Consider the following 17765-nt stretch of genomic DNA (forward strand, 5'->3'; position numbering starts at 1 on the left):
GGAGAGAACATGGAACGCTTGGGCATTGGTATCATCGGGTGCGGGAATATCAGCGAGGCCTACCTCAAGGCAGCATCATACTTTCCGATCCTTGACATCAGGGGGATCGCCGACATCCGGCCTGAGGCGGCCGAGGCGCGTGCATCCCAGTTCGGGCTGCGGGCGATGTCGGTAGACGAGATGCTTGCGGACCCGTCGATCCAGATCGTGGTCAACCTCACGATCCCTGCCGCCCACGTGGAGGTCGGTCTGAGGGCCCTTGCAGCCGGCAAGCACGTTCACTCCGAAAAGCCTCTCGGTCTCACGACGGCCGAGGCGCGCCCACTCCTCCGCATGGCGAAGGAACGAGGGCTACGCGTCGGCTGTGCGCCTGATACGTTCCTCGGTGGATCGCACCAAACCTGCCGCAAGCTCATCGACGAGGGAGCGATCGGACGCCCTCTGGCGGGCAGCGCATTCTTCATGTGCCCCGGCCATGAGCGCTGGCATCCCAATCCGGCCTTCTACTACGCCAAAGGCGGCGGACCGATGCTGGACATGGGGCCTTACTACATCACGGCTCTTGTGAACCTGATTGGCCCTGTTGCCAGAGTGGCGGGCATTACATCCCGTGCCAGGGCGGAACGCGAGATCACCAGCGAGCCGTTGAAGGGCACGCTGGTCCCGGTGGAGGTGGCAACGCACGTCGCAGGGACGCTTGAGTTCGTCTCCGGGGCAGTCATCTCGATTGCGATGAGCTTCGATGTGCCCCGACACCGCCACAGACCGATCGAACTGTACGGGACGGAGGGCGGCCTCAGCGTGCCCGATCCCAACCGCTTTTTCGGCGCCATCGAACTTGCCACCGCGGCAAAGGATTGGACGGAACAGCCGACCGAGCATCCATACGCGAGCGGGAACTACCGGATCATTGGCGTCGCCGACATGGCCCATGCCATCCGATCCGGGCGCCCCCACCGCGCATCCGGCGAACTCGCCTTCCACGCGCTCGAGGTCATGGAGGCATTCCAGGTGTCCTCGGATCGCGGAACGCACGTCACCATCGAATCGCGCCCCGAACGACCGGCCATGCTGCCGACGACGCTTCAGTTCGGTTTGCTGGACTAGATACCAAACGGAAAAGTGGGAGGTAAGAGAATGCGCGAGGCACTGATTGTATGGGGTGGCTGGAGCGGGCACGAGCCGGAACAATGCGCCTCCATCATCGCCGGGATGCTCGAGGAGGAGGGCTTCAAGGTCTATGTTGAGAACTCGACCGAGGCTTTCGCAGATCCCGGTCTGTCCGACATGAGCCTAGTCGTTCCGATCTACACCATGTCGAAAATCGAAAAGGAGGAGCTGAGCAATCTCACGGCGGCTGTCCGCAACGGTGTCGGTCTCGCCGGCTATCACGGCGGCATGTGCGACGCCTTCCGTGAGGCTGTCGAGTACCAGTTCATGTGCGGCGGCCAATGGGTCGCCCACCCCGGCAACATTATTGATTACCGGGTGAACATCACCCGACCTGACGATCCGATCATGGAGGGGATCCGGGACTTCGACTATCATTCCGAGCAGTACTACATGCATGTCGATCCCTCGAACGAGGTGTTGGCCACGACGACGTTCTCCGGCGAGCATGCCTACTGGACCAAAGATGTGGTCATGCCGGTTGTGTGGAAGCGACGCTATGGAGAGGGGCGGGTCTTTTACAGCTCCCTCGGCCATGTGGCGAAGGAGTTCGAGGTGCCGGAAATGCGCACCATCCTCAGGCGCGGCATGCTCTGGGCTGCGCGTTGAATACCGAGCCCGAAGAGAGATAACGCTCGGCGCCGGCAACAACTCACGACATCCTAACCGGCTCCCGGCGTTGCCAAGCGCTACACCAAGAATCCTACGAATTTCTGCTCAGGGTCAATAGCGGTAGTTCTGGCGCGGCCTCCCAACGTCTGTTCTGCGCGCCAAAGCAGGCATTGCACTCCGAAAGCGGAAGCCGGGTGGCTTGGGTGGGGGTTCGAGTCCCTCCACTCCTGCCAGCGCACCGCTAACTAAAATTCCTCTCAAGCGTCTTTCTCAGCGGCCCTGATAACAGTCGGGTCTCTTTCTAGACAAACACTGAGTCGCACGTGGTTCGGAGTTGAGGCCAATGTCCTTGCCCCTACGGGTGGCTACCTATCGGCTACCTGGAGCAAACCGGTTCAAAGGGCAGATGCCGGTAACCCTTTGAAGTTATTGGTGAGCGCGCTGGGACTCGAACCCAGGACCCTCTGATTAAAAGTCAGATGCTCTACCGGCTGAGCTACGCGCTCCCAGAGGTGAGCCCGAAATAGGGGCTCTTCCCCGGCGGGTCAATCGAAAAGCCCCGGTTTGAGGTCGAAATCCTCAATTCCGGCCTCCAACGGCTTGGTTGTCCACGGCTTGAAGGACAGGTCGGGGTTCAACCTTCCGCCGGCATGGCGATGTTGTCGGCATGATGACCGATTTCGGTCCTGCTGTCCCGCTCGCCCTTGGCCCAGCCCTCCTTGATCTCGCCGATATGATCCTCAAGCCGTCCCTCGGCGATGGCCTTGCGCAGGCCTGCCATCAATTCCTGATAATAGGCCAGATTGTTCCAGGTCAGCAGCATCATGCCCAGAATTTCGTTCGAGCGGACGAGATGATGGAGATAGGCTCGGCTATAGGTGTTCGAGGCCGTGCATTTCGAGCTCTCGTCGAGCGGGAGCGTATCCTCTGCGAAGCGCGCATTGCGCAGGTTCATACGGCCATGCTTCGTGAAGACCTGTCCATGACGTCCGGCACGGGTAGGCATGACGCAGTCGAACATGTCCACGCCCCGGCGCACCGCCTCGACGATATCGTCCGGCGTGCCCACGCCCATGAGATAGCGCGGCTTTTCCCTGGGCATGTGCGGCTCGACCGTTTCGATCATGCGCAGCATCACATCCTGAGGCTCGCCCACGGCCAAGCCACCGATGGCATAGCCCTTCAGATCCATGGCCGCGAGTTCGCGCGCGCTTTCGATACGCAGACGTTCCACAGCGCCGCCCTGGACGATGCCGAACATGGCCTTGCCCGGCTGATCGCCGAAGGCGATACGGCAACGCTCGGCCCAACGCAGGGACAGCCGCATGGCCCGTTCAGCCTCTTCATCGGAGCACGGCAGGCGCACGCATTCGTCGAGCTGCATCTGGATGTCGGAGCCGAGGAGCCCCTGGATCTCGATGGAGCGCTCAGGCGACATGAAGTGCTTCGAACCGTCGATATGCGACTGGAAGGTGACGCCGGTCTCGTCGACCTTCCGAAGCGCCGCGAGCGACATCACTTGGAACCCGCCGGAATCGGTCAGGATCGGATAGGGCCAGTTCATGAACTTGTGCAGGCCGCCTAAGCGAGCCACCCGCTCGGCACCGGGGCGGAGCATGAGATGATAGGTATTGCCGAGTACGACATCCGCGCCAAGGGCCTTCACCTGATCCGGGTACATGGCCTTCACAGTGGCCGCCGTGCCGACCGGCATGAAGGCAGGCGTGCGGATGACGCCGCGAGGCATCCGAATCTCGCCGGTCCGCGCCGTTCCGTCGGTCTTGGTCACGGTAAAGGTGAACTGATCAGTGGTCATTCGGTCCTCATGGGATCGGCTTAAGTCCTTGCAGGCACGAGAAGCTGAGATGGAGCATCAGCACCGAAAGAGCAAACTTGCATCGCCATACGAGTAGAAGCGATAGCCCGTTTCGATGGCATGGCTATAGGCCGCGTGCATGCGTTCCAGCCCGGCAAAGGCGGATACCAGCATGAACAGGGTCGACCGCGGCAGGTGGAAATTGGTCATCAGCACGTCGACCGCCTTGAAGCGATAGCCCGGCGTGATGAAGATCGCGGTGTCGCCTGAGAAAGGCGCGATGGTGCCATCGTCACGGGCCGCACTTTCGAGCAGCCGCAACGAGGTCGTTCCAACCGCTACGATCCGCCCTCCCCGCGCCCGCGCCTCGTTGAGCGCCCGCGCAGTCTCTTCGGTGATCGTGCCCCATTCCGCATGCATGCGGTGCTCGGTGGTATCCTCGGCCTTCACGGGCAGGAAGGTGCCTGCGCCCACGTGCAGCGTCACGAAGTGGTGCGCGATGCCGCGCTCATCGAGACGACGAAACAGCTCGTCGGTAAAATGGAGACCTGCCGTCGGAGCAGCAACCGCTCCTTCGTCCTTGGCATAAACGGTCTGGTAGTCGGTCCTGTCCTTCTCGTCCGTCGCGCGCTTGCCCGCGATGTAGGGCGGCAGCGGCAGCTCGCCCAGGCGGGCAATGGCTTCATCGAGGAAGGGCCCCGAGAAGGAAAAGCGCAGCGCCACATCGCCGCCCTCGGCCTTCTCGATCACTTCCGCATCGAGGCGCACGAGCTCGCAGGCGGTACTCTCGGATTCTTCGCCGAAGCGGATTCGGTCACCGACATTGAGCTTCTTGGCCGGACGCGCAAAGGCACGCCAGCGGTCCGCTCCTTCCCGCTTGTGCAGCATGATCTCGACGCGCGCGGCGGTTTCCTCGCGCACGCGCAGGCCGTAGAGCCGGGACGGAATGACCTTGGTGTCGTTGAGCACCAACACGTCGCCCGGCTGCAGAAGATCCGGCAGGTCACGAACGATCCGGTCTTCGAAACCATTATCAGGCCTGACGACCAGCATGCGCGCGGAATCCCGCGGCTCCACGGGGCGGAGTGCGATGTTCTGCTCGGGCAGCTCGAAATCGAAAAGGTCGACGCGCATAGAAGTTATCATCCGCCGTCATGGCCGCACTTGTTGCGGCTATCCACGTCTTAAAGCTCTTGGCCTGGAAAACGTGGATGCCCGGGACGAGCCCGGGCATGACGAAGATAAGGGCTTAAGCCACGTCCGCGGCAACCTTCATGGAAACGATACGATCCGGATCCTTCACGGGCTCGCCGCGTTTGATCTTGTCCACGTTCTCCATGCCCTCGGTCACCTTGCCCCACACGGTGTACTGCTTGTCGAGGAAGCGGGCATCGTCGAAGCAGATGAAGAACTGCGAGTTGGCGGAGTGCGGGTAGTTTGTCCGCGCCATAGAGACCGTGCCACGCACATGCGGCTCGGCATTGAACTCGGCCTTCAGGTCCGGCAGGTCGGAACCGCCGGTGCCGGTGCCTTGAGGGCACCCGGTCTGAGCCATGAAGCCCTCGATCACCCGATGGAAGGCGATGCCGTCATAGAAGCCCTGGCGGGCCAGGGTCTTGATGCGCTCCACATGGCCAGGAGCCAAATCGGGACGCATTTCGATGACCACGCGGCCTTTCGTGGTCTCCATGATGAGGGTGTTTTCCGGATCTGCCATCGGGTTCTCCTCTGGTGGCGTGTTCGGTCAAATCTGTCCTGTTCGTTCACATAGGCTGAGCATCGACGAAACGGAAGGAGAAGATTCGTCCCGCAATCGCTGCTCCAAAGCTTTCGGTGAAGGGAAAGGGCGTGCAACGCTCGAAAGCCTCCCGCACCGAGCGGGTGAAGGGCTCCCGCTGCTTCTCTTCAGTGCCCGGCTTGTAATAAGTGATCCTCGGCTGTCCCAACACTTCACCATTGCGCTTGAAGCTGAGGCGCAAGGTGATCTCCTGGCCGGAATAACCGCTCCCGCTCGGCGCGTGCCAGCAGGCCTGCAAAGCCTGGAAAACCTCACGCAAGGTGTTGATGTGCAAAACCCGGTCTGCCTTCGAATTCGGCCTTACGACGCCTTGGATACCCTCAGGCAGGCTGGGCGGCGGCTCGAAGGGCTCAAACCAGTCTTCATCACGCCTTTGATAAAGCCCATCCTCCTGTGCAGCCGCCGCGGAAGCGAAAACCGTCGCGAGCAGGAGCGCGGCGATGACCCGCCGCGCTCCGGATGGGAGGTCACGCTGCATTACTTCGCATCAGCGGCGAGCTGCATCTTCACGATCTTGTCGGGGTTCGAGACCATGCCGTTGGCGGCAGCATTCCCCTTCTTGATCTTGTCCACAACGTCCATGCCGGACACGACCTCGCCGAAGAGCGTGTACTGGCCGGTCAGCGGGCCGCAGCCCTCGTAGCAGATGAAGAACTGGCTGTTGGCGGAGTCGGGGCTCTGCGAGCGGGCCATGCCGACGGAGCCGCGCTTGTATTGGGTGCTGGTGAACTCGGCCGGGATGTTCGGCAGGTTGGACTTGCCCGTGCCCGTGCCGGTGGGATCGCCCGTCTGAGCCATAAAGCCCTCGATCACCCGGTGGAACACGACGCCGTTGTAGAACCCTTGCTTGGTCAGCGTTTTGATCTGCTCGACATGCTTCGGCGCAAGGTCCGGGCGCAGGCGGATGGTGATGCGCCCGTCCTTGGTGTCGAGGAAGATCGTGTTCTGCGGGTCGTTGGCCTGCTGGGCGGCTGCCGGAACAAGGCTGGCCAGCACAATCGCAGAGGCTGCGAGCAAACGCTTCATGGATGAGGTTCTCCCTTGAGAATCGTGAAACTTTATGGCCGCTTGAATTTGGCCTTGAGACGCTCCGCGACAAGGGCGGGTACGAAGGCCGAGACGTCGCCCCCCATAGCCGCGATCTGCCGGACAAGCGTGGCGGTAATCGGGCGAACCGGGGGGGAGGCCGGAAAAAAGAGGGTCTGGACGTCAGGCGCCATGGTAGCGTTCATGGACGCCATCTGGATCTCGTAGTTGAAATCCGTGCCGTCGCGCAGGCCGCGAATGATCAGGCTCGCACCGTGTCGTTTGGCGGCATCCACCGCGAGATCGCTGAAGGTCGCGACCTCGAGCTCCACTCCTTTGGACAGGAGCACGGGCCCGCAGACCGCACGCAGCATCTCGGCCCTTTCCTCTGCGCTGAAGATCGGGGCCTTTGAGGAATGGACGCCGATCGCCACGACGATCCTGTCCGCCACGCTGCAGGCCTGGCGCAGAACGTCCAAATGGCCGTTGGTGACGGGGTCGAAGCTGCCGGTATAGAGGGCGGTGCGTGTCATGGGCCAAGGTTATAAATGAGACTTTCGCTCCCGCATAGATTTGGTCCCACAAGGACTGGCTTGCGACATCTGTCAGCAAGAATGCAACTGAGGGCGCCCAGGCCCTGGCGGTTCGGACTACAATAGCCCTGATGGGTATGGAGCGTGCGCGAACGCACCGCCACGGTTGAAGGATGAGAGCATAGCCATAATTAACCTTTCGTAAGGAGGCTTCTCATGGTGGCTCGTCTGATTATCGTCTTCGTGACTGCTCTCGCCGTTCTGGCTCCGGCCGTTGTCTCAAGCACCCATATTCTCGGTTAACCCACCCCCCTTGAGCATCTAAGACTGCCTTGAATAGGACTTCCGTCCGCAGCTAAATTACGTTAGCTTTGCCTGTATGGGGGTCTGATGTCTCGTCACTTGCGCCTTTTAGGCTCGTGGAGCCTTTCTCTTGGTGTGCTCTTGGGGCTGGTTTTCGTCTCGCAAGCCGTTGCAGAGCCCACACGCAGCCCGATTCCCGCACAAGTTACGCAAATTGACGGCTATCCCTTCCCAACAAAGATCGCCGGGCTCCCTCGCAGGCAGAGAACCGATTACAACGAGGCCGGCATGGGCTTCAGCGTGCGTTATGAAGTTCCGGGCGAGACCTGGGCCGATATCTTCATCTATGATCTGAATGAGGATCTGACCTCCGTTGACGCGCGTCAAGCCGCCGCCGATCAGCGAGAGATCGCTCTTAGCGACATCCAGACTGCCGTCTCCGCCGGAAACTACCAGGAGGCAAAGGTCATTACGAAAGCGGAAACAGCTCCCTACGCCATGGCTCACCTGACGATTACGCAGAAGGGAAAGACCCGGGATTCTTACGTGTTTATTGTGGTCAGCAAAAAGAACTTCGTGAAGATCCGCTACACCACCTCTGCACCCGATGCGGACCAGATCGCTGGCAGATTCGCCGTGGAATACGCGCGTCTGCTGAGCCAATAACGCGAACAAAGGGCTCTGCGGAGGACGGTTCCGCCCGCGCACAATCTCTCAATTTTCACGTATTCGCTTTCCGGAAGACGTATCACCCCTCCCGCAGCAAGCCTCGCAACACCGTTTAGGCTTTATTTGCGTCTGATCAGCAGTCTTGTCGGCGAGTGACCTTGGATCGTTCCCGAACAAGATCGCATCTTTCGCGAAGCGGGATGTTCTGGAAGGTCCGGGGTATGAAAAGGTCCTGCAGGAATGATGAAGCGTCTCTTGGCGGCGGTGCAACTCGTTGCCTCAGCCAGTGCGAAGTACACCATCATCGTGCTCCTGAGCCTTCTTGCAGGATTGTTCATCGTCAATGTCCAGAGATTCTCCGGTATCCAGGCCAGTCCTATCTCGGGGGTGAGCACGGTTACAAAACTTAGGCTCCCCACCGATTTCGACGTTTTCTATCTGGTTGCGCAGATGGTCTGGCGGGGCGAGATCATGCAGGCCTATTCCTTCGCAACGATGGGTCCGCTGCAGGAGGCGCTGTCAGGCGAGAAGGTCTTCATGCCCTGGACCTATCCGCCGCAGTTCAACCTGATCGTCGCGCCCCTCGCCTTTCTGCCGCTCGGGATGGCCTATACCCTTTTCACGGCCATTACGCTTGTGGCCTATCTCGCGATGCTGAGGGTTGTCGCGGGCAGGCACTTCACCCTTCTCCTCTTCCTGCTCTTTCCAGCCATCACCATCACGATGGTGTGTGGCCAGAACGGCTTCCTGACCGGGACCCTGATCGGCCTTGCCTGCCTTGGATTGCAGCAGCGCTCGGCGATGGCCGGACTGCCCCTCGGCCTGATGATCATCAAGCCGCACCTGGCCATAGGCTTCGCCGCCTATACCCTTCTGTCCCGCAACTGGGGCGCGGCACTGGTCGCGGCTGCAACGATCCTGGCGACATCGGCCCTCGCAACTCTCCTGCTGGGCCTCGAAATCTGGACAGCCTTTCTCGGCGGCGTCCAGGAGGCGGCGGGCTATCTCAAGCAGGGCCTTTACCCTTTCCACCGCATGGTGTCGCCCTATGCGGTCCTGCGCACCTTCGGTGCACCGGCTGCTGCGGGAATGGTCATTCAATTCGTGAGCGCGGCGCTCTCTCTGCTCATCGTGATCCTGGCCTGGAGGCGCGGCTTCTCACTGCGCCAGACGCTGGGTCTGACGGCGCTCGCCTCCCTTCTGATCAGCCCTTATGCGTATGATTACGACTTGCCGATCTATGGGATCGGGCTTGCATTGCTGATGCCGGATATCCTCCGGCTCGCCCGGCCTCTCGAGCAAGCTCTGGTCTTCGGCCTGAGCTTCGCGACAGGCGGTTTCGGCCTTCTGCTGAGCCAACTCAAGCTGACGCTCACAACGGAGGAAATGTACCTGTCTGTGGCGGGCTTGACGCTTGCCGCAACACTCGGGCTCCTGTGGCGCATTTTGAACCGCTACCATTCCGAGGCATCGCTCCCGGTAACTTTCGTCACACAGGAAGCAGGGTAACCTCGATCACATTCAACAGCGGCATCGACGCAAACAATGCTCGACCGCAAAAAGAAAAGAGCGCCGAAAAGCGCCCTTTGGATTCGATCTGTGAGCAACGGGGCGAGGTCTTATTCCTCGCCGCCCTCGGCAACATCGCCTTCAGCTCTGGCGTCATCGGCGCCCTCGCCTTCCTCACCCTCTTCACCCTCGATATGCTCCACCGAGACCACGCGTTCCTTGCCGCGCGTGGAGAAGATGGTGACGCCCTGCGAGTTGCGGCCGACGACGCGGATGCCGTCGACCGGCACGCGGATCAACTGGCCGCCATCGGTGACGAGCATGATCTGGTCGGCGTTCTCGACCGGGAACGAGGCCACGAGCAGGCCGTTGCGGTTGTTGACCGCCATGGCCGTGATGCCTTTGCCGCCGCGTCCGGTGATGCGGTACTCGTAGGAGAGCGTGCGTTTGCCGTAGCCCTTTTCGGAGATCGTCAGGATGCACTGTTCCTGCGCGCTCATCTCCACATAGCGCTCCTGCGAGAGCGAGAAGTTTCCGTTCCCGGTCTCCTCCGCATCGTCGCTGCCAGCGGCATCGGCATCGCCGTTCGCCTGTTCGCCCATGACGGCGCGGCGCATCTTGAGGTAGGCGGCGCGCTCTTCGCCCGTCGCTTCCACGTGGCGCAGGATCGCCATGGAGATGATCTTGTCGCCTTCGGCCAGGTTGATGCCTCGCACACCCATGGAGTCGCGCCCCTTGAAGACACGCACATCCGTCACGGGGAAGCGGATGCATTGGCCCTTGGCCGTGGTGAGCAGCACGTCGTCATGCTCGGAGCAGATCTGCACGTCGACGATATGCTCGCCTTCGTCCAGCTTCATGGCGATCTTGCCGCCGCGATTGACCTGCACGAAGTCCGACAGCTTGTTGCGGCGGACCGTGCCGCGCGAGGTCGCGAACATCACGTCCAGCTTGTCCCAGGACGCCTCGTCCTCCGGCAGCGGCATGATGGCGTTGATGCGCTCGCCCTGTTTGAGCGGCAGCATGTTCACCAGCGCCTTGCCCTTGGCGTTCGGAGCGGCGAGCGGCAGACGCCACACCTTCTCCTTGTAGGCCTGGCCTTCGGACGAGAAGAAGATCACCGGCGTATGGGTGTTCGCCACGAAGAGACGGGTGACGAAATCCTCGTCCCTCGTCGTCATGGCGGAGCGGCCCTTGCCGCCGCGGCGCTGCGCCCGATAGGTCGAGAGCGGCACACGCTTGATGTAGCCAGCGTGAGAGACGGTGACGACCATGTCCTCACGGGCAATGAGATCCTCGTCATCCACATCGGAATCCCAGTCCACGATCTGCGTCTTGCGCGGCGTGGCATAGGCGTTGCGGATCTCGATGAGCTCGTCCTTGATGATGCCCATGATGCGCGCGCGCGAACGCAGGATCTCGAGATAATCCGAGATCTCGGCCGCGAGCTTGGACAGTTCGTCACCAATTTCATCGCGACCAAGCGCGGTCAGGCGCTGCAGGCGCAGGTCGAGGATCGCACGGGCCTGTGTCTCGGAGAGACGATAGGTGCCGTCCTCGTTGATCTTATGACGCGGGTCGTCGACGAGCGCGATCAGCGGCGCAATATCGTGAGCCGGCCAGTCGCGGCCCATGAGGGACTCGCGGGCGGCGTTCGGATCGGGTGCGGTGCGGATGAGGCGGATGACCTCATCGATGTTGGCAACCGCAATGGCGAGACCGCACAATACGTGGGCGCGTTCGCGCGCCTTGTTGAGCAGGAACTTGGTCCGGCGCGACACGACCTCCTCGCGGAAGTCGACGAAGGCGCCTATCAGGTCCCTGAGCGTCATCTGCTCGGGACGACCGCCATTCAGCGCCACCATGTTGGCGCCGAAGCTCGTCTGCAGCGGCGTGTAGCGGTAGAGCTGGTTGAGCACCACGTCCGCCATGGCGTCGCGCTTGATCTCGACCACGATGCGCATGCCGTCGCGATCGGATTCGTCGCGAAGATCCGCGATGCCCTCGATCTTCTTCTCGCGCACGAGTTCGGCGATCTTCTCGATCAGCGAGGCCTTGTTCACCTGATACGGGATTTCGGTGAAGATGATCGCCTCACGATCCTTGCGGATTTCCTCGATCTCGGACTTGGCGCGCATGATGATGGAGCCGCGGCCCGTGGTGTAGGCCGAGCGCGCACCCGAGCGGCCGAGGATCAACGCGCCGGTCGGGAAATCAGGACCGGGGATGATCTCGATCAGTTCCTCGGCGGAAATGCCGGGATTGTCGATATAGGCCAGGCAGCCATCGATCACCTCGCCCAGGTTATGGGGAGGCATGTTGGTGGCCATGCCGACCGCGATACCGCCGGCGCCGTTGACGAGCAGGTTCGGGAAGCGTGCCGGCAGAACCGTCGGCTCGTCCTTGGATTCGTCGTAGTTTGGCGTGAAATCGACCGTGTCCTTGTCGATGTCGTCGAGGAGCGGCATCGCTGCCTTGGCGAGGCGAGACTCGGTATAGCGCATGGCTGCCGGCGGATCGCCGTCCACCGAGCCGAAATTGCCCTGCCCATCCACGAGCATAACGCGCATGGCAAAGTCCTGCGCCATACGCACCAACGCATCGTAGATCGATTGGTCGCCGTGCGGATGGTATTGACCCATCACGTCACCGACGATGCGGGCGGACTTCACGTATTTCTTGTCGGGCGTGTAGCCGTTCTCGTGCATCGAGTAGAGGATGCGCCGGTGCACGGGCTTGAGGCCGTCGCGCGCGTCGGGGAGAGCGCGGCTCACGATCACGCTCATGGCGTAATCGAGATAGGAGCGCTTCATCTCATCGACGATGGAAATCGGTTTGATGTCGCTGGCCGGCTGGTCCCCCGCGGGGCCGCCGGAGCGGATATCGTTCGGATCGGTCAAGTTTGGTCTTTCTTAAAACGGTCTGCCCCTTCGCGAGAGGCGGTTGAATTGCCGCTCCATGGAGCCGTTAGGCAGCCTCGCGAATCCAATTGAAATTCAAATCTTTAGATGGGCGAGAATGGCGCATTTTTCAAGTTTTTTGAGCGGTTATCCAGAGGGAAGGACACCCAAAAAAGAGACAATTTTTTCAACTATTTAGAACGGTCCTGCCTGGGGTCAGGACCGCGATCCCGCTGCGGCAGATTTCCTCTCCCGCCGCACGATCAAGGAAGAGATTCCGGACAAGCAGGCAAGTTATTGATTGTCATTGCCAATTCTGCCCCGCCATCCACGGGTCCATCCCGGAGATCCACGTCCTCGATGCGTGGCATTCTTCGCCCTTGAACCACGTCATCGCCGGCCTTGTGCCGGGGGTATACGCCTTGATCCGCCTCGCTCTTATCCTGAGGGCCACCGCAAGCGGCGTGAAGGAGGCTCCGGAGCACTCTGGATCCTCCTTCGAGACGCAGCCTCACGGCTGCTCCTCAGGAGGAGGAGAGAGGATATGAAAGCAGGATAGCCTGAAAGCTGTCATTTCCGGCCGGAGAGGGCGAAAGCCACCGGAGGGGAAGGAAGACACGATCAGGCGCAGCGCTCTGGATCCCCTTCCCTCGCTCACGCTCACCGGGGATGATCCGGGCGGGGTCACAGGCGGACAGCGTCAGGAATGCGACAGGGGGCGATGTCAAAGAGCCTGCGGGCGCGCGGAAACGTCCTCGCGGCGTGTCGGCCCGAGGGTGAGCGGTCGAGGGGGCGCGAGGAGCGGTCCGGCTCGATCTTGGAAGTGAAGCGTGGAACCGAACGGCTCCTCGCGCACGGTTCTTTTAGGCGGACAGGCGGCGCGGTCCCAGCAACTGCCCGAAGCGGACACCGCATCGCTTTCAGCGGGCGGCTCCGGACCAATCCTGAACCCCGGGCACAGCCTGGGCCTCCCGTCACCGGAGGCTGCGTTCACCTCCGGCACGGGACCGCTCCCGACCCCGCAGCTTACGACGCCTCGCGAGCGCGCCCCCGGCAGGTTGGGATGCAGCAGATGTAACTCAGTTTAGGCATATTGTCAAGAACAAAGTGAGAACATGTTCCGGCTGTACCCTCCCGCCTGCCGCAGCCTCTCGCGTCATCCCCGGCCTTGGGCCGGGGTCCCGCTACGGTGCGGCGCTGTTCCAATCGGGATGGCCGGGACACGCCCGGCCGTGACGGGAAGGAGCAGGCACAGGGCAGGAAGACCAGATGAACGCGAATGACCCCCGAAGCCTGTCCGGGGACGGCCATGACGTCGGAAGGACGCGACCGTTCGGTTACAGCCGTAACGACTGCCCTGCCACGGAGAGGCAGTTCGCTAGCGCATCGTGCGGACCCGAAGGGCCGCGTCAGTGACCCGAAGGGCCGCGTCAGTGACCCGAAGGGCCGCGTCAGTGACCCGGAGGGCCGCGTCAGCGAAAAGTGGATCCGGTTTTCCGCCCCGAACGATGCGCTCATCAAAGAAGAGAGCATCGGATCGAATCCCAAAAGGGGAATCCCGCTTTTTTCGTCCGATGCTCTAGGCCCGTAGCAGAATCGCCGTCGTATCGTCGCTGAGCTTGAACCGAGGATAGAGCCTCCCGTCTGGATCGACCCGGGTTTCGATCTCCCGCGCCTTGCGGGCCAAGGGCTCCAGGCCGGAGGCGATGGCGGCTTCCATCAGGCCCTTCGCATCCAGGGCTCCATAGAGATCGACCAGGGCCGAGAAGCCGTCGCTGGCGAGCAGGATCATCGTGCCGTCCTCGCAAGGCACGCTCTCGTGACGGAGGCGACCGGCAGCGTCCGGGTTGAAGCTGAGAAGAGCCGCCGGGATGCCGCTCTTCTTCTGCCGCTCGCGGCGCTCGCCGAGCCAGGCGAGGAAGACGGGCTCACCGAGAATGTGATTGGGCCGCGAGTTCGAGGCCCGCATCAGCTCGGCGGCCTTGGTGGATTCGGCATCGCGCAGGCCGGGAGCATCGCCCAGGGTCAGAACCGTCCCATCGGGCTGGCGCAGATAGGCCGTGGTGTCGCCGAAGGTCCAGGCATCGAGAATGTTCCCTTTTCTCCGTATGAGCGTCATGGCGCCGAGCGGCCAGGAGACGAAATCCTCGTGCCGCTCATGCGGGGCAAGGGCCCTATAGGCTGTGCGCGCTTCCTCCATCACGTGGCGAAGCAGCGCCGGGCCGTCCTCGGCCTGGGGCGCGAGAGCCGACAGGCGCTCATCGGCGAAGGTGGCGAGCCAGGCCGCGTCGCTCTTCGGGTGCATGACCGGAGCGGTGCCGGGAAAGATCGAGGTATCGATCACCCAGGCCCAATCCTGACAGACGCCGCAGATGTCCTCGTTGGGCTTGTCCGGGTGCCCGGGCCAGCTGATCCGATCCAAAGTCGTGAACATCGTATCATCCCCCCTCGCCAAATCCACCCGGGAACCCCATAAAGCAAAGCTGTATTCAAGGTCCAGCCGATGCTCTTCGACTATATCTCCAGCGCCCTCGTGACCCTGCTCGTCACCCTCGATCCGCCTGCCCTTGCGCCCATGTTCATCTCCCTCACCCGGGGGATGAATGCCGAGGAACGCAAGCGGGTTTCGATCAGAGCCGCGATCATCGCTTTCTGCATCCTGGCCTTCTTCGGGCTCGGCGGCGAGGTTCTCTTGAGGCTTCTCGGCATCGGCATCCCGGCCTTCCGCATCTCGGGCGGTCTGCTGCTGTTCTGGATCGCCTTCGAGATGGTGTTCGAGCGCCGGAACGAGCGCAAGCAGCACACAGCCGATATTGCGATTACCGAGGATCACATCCGCAACGTTGCGGCCTTTCCCCTCGCCATTCCGCTGATGGCAGGCCCCGGTGCACTCACGGCAACGATCCTTCTTGCAGGACGAGCCAACGGCGATCCGGTTTATTTAGGTTTTCTGCTCGTTCTCATCGCGCTGGGCGTCATCTGCTGCTTTGCCGTGTTCATGGCGGCGGAGCGCGTGTCTCGCATGCTCGGCGTGACGGGCAATATCGTATTGAGCCGCCTGCTTGGCGTGATCCTCGCCGGCCTTGCGGTGCAGTTCGTCATCGACGGCGTGGTGGCCTTGCTGCCTGGGCACTAGGATTGTCCATCGCATGTGGTGCGGCGTCTAAATCTCGAGCAGAAACTGTCTCGTCTTCATCATCGCGACGGCTTGGCTGCAGTCGATTGCGTCCTAGATAAGGGGCGGATTCACGGAGGAAACAGTGAAGAAAGCGTCCGAGTACCGCAAGCATGCCGAGGAATGCCGCGCTCTCGCCAAGCAGGTTCCGGAAGGCCCTCAGCGCGATCAGCTTCTGGAGATGGCACGGACCTGGGACAATCTCGCCAATGATCGGGATGCCCTGCTGCAGAAGCACCCCGAAATCGCGCTGCCGGTCAATCAGGACGAGGACTGAGACACATTGCGTGCAGCCTCGTGGGTTCAAACGCTCGTTACCTGTTGCTCCACAAGAGGCTTGAACGCCTCCGCCACATGCTCGTAAACCGCACGCTTGAAGGGCACCACCAGTGAGGGCACGCCCGAAAGCTCCTGCCATCGCCATTCGCTGAATTCGGGCACAGCGCTGCCGTGCGTCAGCGTCACGTCGATCTCGCTCTCCTCGCCGGTGAAGCGCATGGCAAACCATTTCTGCCGCTGTCCACGGAACGGCGAGAGACGATGCGGCGGGCCGTCATAGGGTGGAAAGTCGTAAGTGAGCCAGACTTGTGTCTCGCCGAGATACACCGCGCTGGTGACATTCGTCTCTTCCTGCAATTCTCGCCAGGCTGCCGTCAGCGGATCTTCACCTTCGTCGACGCCACCCTGTGGCATCTGCCATTCATGCCCCGGCGCAATTGTCTCAGGACCATCATCGCCCAGGCGCCGCGCGATCAGCACCTGTCCAAGCCTGTTAAAGAGAGCGATGCCCACATTGGGCCGGTACGAAGAACCTTCTTCGCGTTCCATCATCGGATCCCCCGGCCCTCGTCCTTCCAGAATGCGCGCCAGATGTGCGCTGCGACGATATCCGCAAAGCCTGACTAGTCGCAAAGATCGCTGATCGCAATCAGCGCAGCGTCTCCATCAGGCGCTTCATCAGCCCCTGGCGCGGTGCGATGCTGGAGATCAGGCCGTATTCCTGCAGCGTATGCGCCCCGTTTCCATCAATCCCGAGACCGTCGAGAGTGGGCACACCCAAAGCCGCCGTGAAATTCCCATCCGACCCGCCGCCGACGCGTGGGGCGGAGACGAGATCGAAGCCGATTTCGGCAGCGAGCGACTTCGCGTGATCGAACAGCTTCGACGTGCCTTCCGACCGCTCGTAAGGCGGCCGGTTCATGCCTCCGGTGACGGTGATCTTGAAATCGGGATTATGGGCCTTGAGACCGAGGATCGCCTTGGCCAGCGCCTCTCCGTCCGCAACGGTCTCGACGCGCAGGTCCACGGGGAAGCTGCAATGCTGCGGGATCGTGTTCACCGCCGTGCCGCCGGACACCATGCCGACCGTCGTCGTGATGCCGCGCGCGTAATCGGTCATGGCTTCGATGGCGAGGATTTGGCGTGCGGCTTCGTAGATGGCGTTGCGACCTTCCGCATGACGGGAGCCCGCATGGGCCGGGCGGCCCTCCACATGCACATCGAAGCGCCCGACGCCCTTGCGTGCGGTCACGATCTGTCCGCCGTCGCGGCTCGGCTCCGTCACCAGGGCATAGGCCGAACGACGGGCGAGGTCCTCGATGATGGGCCGCGTCATGGGCGAGCCGATCTCCTCGTCCGGCGTGACGAGATAGATCAGCGGACGCGCCGCCGTACCCTTGCGGGCGACCTCCTTGAAGGCTTCCAGGCTGAACCAGGCGCTCGCCTTCATGTCGTAGACGCCGGGGCCATAGAGCCTGTCCCCCTCGATCCGCAACGGCAGGTCGCGCTCGATCGTGCCGACGGGATGCACGGTGTCGAGATGCGACATGATCAGGATCGCCGGCTCATCCGTCTGCGGACCGGCGCGCAGGATCAGCGCATCGCCGAGCCCCTGCAGTCCCTTGATGCGCTCGATCGAAACCGGCGCATCCTTCATCTGCTCGACCACGAGATCCATCATCAGGTTCACGCCGGCCACGTCATGGGTCGGACTTTCGGTGCGGATCCAGGCGAAGAGGGTATCGAGTGCTGGGGAGGTCATGGCTGCTTCAAATCACATAAGGAAAAAGGCGGCTCGTGCCGCCTTTGGGTTTCTTTAGCCCGCTTGCAGGGCACTGTCACGGGCTATCGACTAGAACGGAATATCGTCGTCGAGGTCGTTATAGCGCGATCCGCCACCCCCGCCCTGGGCCGGAGCCGGAGCCGGGCGGCGCTCCATGGGGGAGGATCGGCCGAACTCGCCGCCGCGGCTGAC

Annotated in this window: 16 protein-coding genes and 1 tRNA gene; 6 read left to right on the forward strand and 11 right to left on the reverse strand. The window is 62.0% G+C overall.

All coding sequences use genetic code 11. The features are described 5' to 3' along the window. Positions 1–9 precede the first annotated feature (9 nt). Together ACUXUR_RS25355 and ACUXUR_RS25360 are read left to right on the forward strand one after the other, a co-directional pair. Positions 10–1107 (forward strand): Gfo/Idh/MocA family protein, encoded by a 1098-nt coding sequence (locus ACUXUR_RS25355; protein ID WP_445505123.1) that lies wholly within the window; start codon positions 10–12, stop codon positions 1105–1107. A gap of 30 nt (positions 1108–1137) precedes the next feature. Beyond that, complete coding sequence (locus tag ACUXUR_RS25360; protein WP_445505124.1) at positions 1138–1779, forward strand: ThuA domain-containing protein; 642 nt, start codon at positions 1138–1140, stop codon at positions 1777–1779. Positions 1780–2212: 433 nt separating this feature from the next. Here the strand turns inward: ACUXUR_RS25360 and ACUXUR_RS25365 are convergent. The 7 genes from ACUXUR_RS25365 to coaD form a co-directional block, all read right to left on the reverse strand. Then, positions 2213–2288, reverse strand: a tRNA-Lys gene (locus tag ACUXUR_RS25365). Positions 2289–2416: 128 nt separating this feature from the next. Then, positions 2417–3598, reverse strand: coding sequence for a tRNA guanosine(34) transglycosylase Tgt (gene tgt / locus ACUXUR_RS25370; RefSeq protein WP_445505125.1), 1182 nt, complete (start codon positions 3596–3598; stop codon positions 2417–2419). Between the two features lie 57 nt (positions 3599–3655). Continuing rightward, the gene (queA, locus tag ACUXUR_RS25375) at positions 3656–4732 is read right to left on the reverse strand and encodes a tRNA preQ1(34) S-adenosylmethionine ribosyltransferase-isomerase QueA (protein WP_445505126.1); all 1077 of its coding nucleotides are present in this window, start codon (positions 4730–4732) and stop codon (positions 3656–3658) included. A 115-nt stretch (positions 4733–4847) separates the two neighbouring features. Beyond that, positions 4848–5315: a peptidylprolyl isomerase gene (locus ACUXUR_RS25380; protein ID WP_445505127.1), complete on the reverse strand. Its 468-nt coding sequence runs from the start codon at positions 5313–5315 to the stop codon at positions 4848–4850. A 46-nt stretch (positions 5316–5361) separates the two neighbouring features. Then, positions 5362–5874: a hypothetical protein gene (locus tag ACUXUR_RS25385; protein ID WP_445505128.1), complete on the reverse strand. Its 513-nt coding sequence runs from the start codon at positions 5872–5874 to the stop codon at positions 5362–5364. Next, the gene (locus ACUXUR_RS25390; RefSeq protein WP_445505129.1) at positions 5874–6422 is read right to left on the reverse strand and encodes a peptidylprolyl isomerase; all 549 of its coding nucleotides are present in this window, start codon (positions 6420–6422) and stop codon (positions 5874–5876) included. The genes ACUXUR_RS25385 and ACUXUR_RS25390 overlap by 1 nt, the downstream gene beginning before the upstream one ends. A gap of 32 nt (positions 6423–6454) precedes the next feature. Beyond that, on the reverse strand, positions 6455–6955 hold the full coding sequence (gene coaD, locus ACUXUR_RS25395; protein WP_445505130.1) for a pantetheine-phosphate adenylyltransferase: 501 nt from the start codon (positions 6953–6955) through the stop codon (positions 6455–6457). Positions 6956–7345: 390 nt separating this feature from the next. On the opposite strand from coaD, the gene ACUXUR_RS25400 reads away from it, so the two are divergent. Both ACUXUR_RS25400 and ACUXUR_RS25405 read left to right on the forward strand, forming a co-directional pair. Next, a complete protein-coding gene (locus tag ACUXUR_RS25400; protein WP_445505131.1) occupies positions 7346–7924 on the forward strand; it encodes a hypothetical protein in 579 nt (192 codons plus the stop codon). Between the two features lie 243 nt (positions 7925–8167). Further along, complete coding sequence (locus ACUXUR_RS25405) at positions 8168–9436, forward strand: glycosyltransferase family 87 protein (protein ID WP_445505132.1); 1269 nt, start codon at positions 8168–8170, stop codon at positions 9434–9436. Between the two features lie 110 nt (positions 9437–9546). Here the strand turns inward: ACUXUR_RS25405 and gyrA are convergent, their stop codons facing one another. Both gyrA and ACUXUR_RS25415 read right to left on the reverse strand, forming a co-directional pair. Next, entirely contained in the window at positions 9547–12249 is a 2703-nt protein-coding gene (gene gyrA, locus ACUXUR_RS25410) for a DNA gyrase subunit A (protein WP_445505140.1), read from the reverse strand. A gap of 1666 nt (positions 12250–13915) precedes the next feature. Beyond that, positions 13916–14770 (reverse strand): PP2C family serine/threonine-protein phosphatase, encoded by an 855-nt coding sequence (locus tag ACUXUR_RS25415; RefSeq protein ID WP_445505133.1) that lies wholly within the window; start codon positions 14768–14770, stop codon positions 13916–13918. 69 nt (positions 14771–14839) lie between these two features. On the opposite strand from ACUXUR_RS25415, the gene ACUXUR_RS25420 reads away from it, so the two are divergent. Next, positions 14840–15472 (forward strand): MarC family protein, encoded by a 633-nt coding sequence (locus tag ACUXUR_RS25420; protein WP_445505134.1) that lies wholly within the window; start codon positions 14840–14842, stop codon positions 15470–15472. Between the two features lie 124 nt (positions 15473–15596). After that, positions 15597–15788 carry a hypothetical protein gene (locus tag ACUXUR_RS25425; RefSeq protein WP_445505135.1) on the forward strand — a complete coding sequence of 64 codons (192 nt, stop codon included), beginning with the start codon at positions 15597–15599 and terminating at the stop codon, positions 15786–15788. A 26-nt stretch (positions 15789–15814) separates the two neighbouring features. Here the strand turns inward: ACUXUR_RS25425 and ACUXUR_RS25430 are convergent, their stop codons facing one another. Together ACUXUR_RS25430 and ACUXUR_RS25435 are read right to left on the reverse strand one after the other, a co-directional pair. Continuing rightward, entirely contained in the window at positions 15815–16342 is a 528-nt protein-coding gene (locus ACUXUR_RS25430) for an RNA pyrophosphohydrolase (protein WP_445505136.1), read from the reverse strand. Positions 16343–16439: 97 nt separating this feature from the next. Further along, positions 16440–17552 carry a M20 family metallopeptidase gene (locus ACUXUR_RS25435; RefSeq protein WP_445505137.1) on the reverse strand — a complete coding sequence of 371 codons (1113 nt, stop codon included), beginning with the start codon at positions 17550–17552 and terminating at the stop codon, positions 16440–16442. Between the last annotated feature and the right edge of the window lie 213 nt (positions 17553–17765).

Source organism: Microvirga medicaginis, assembly GCF_052658925.1.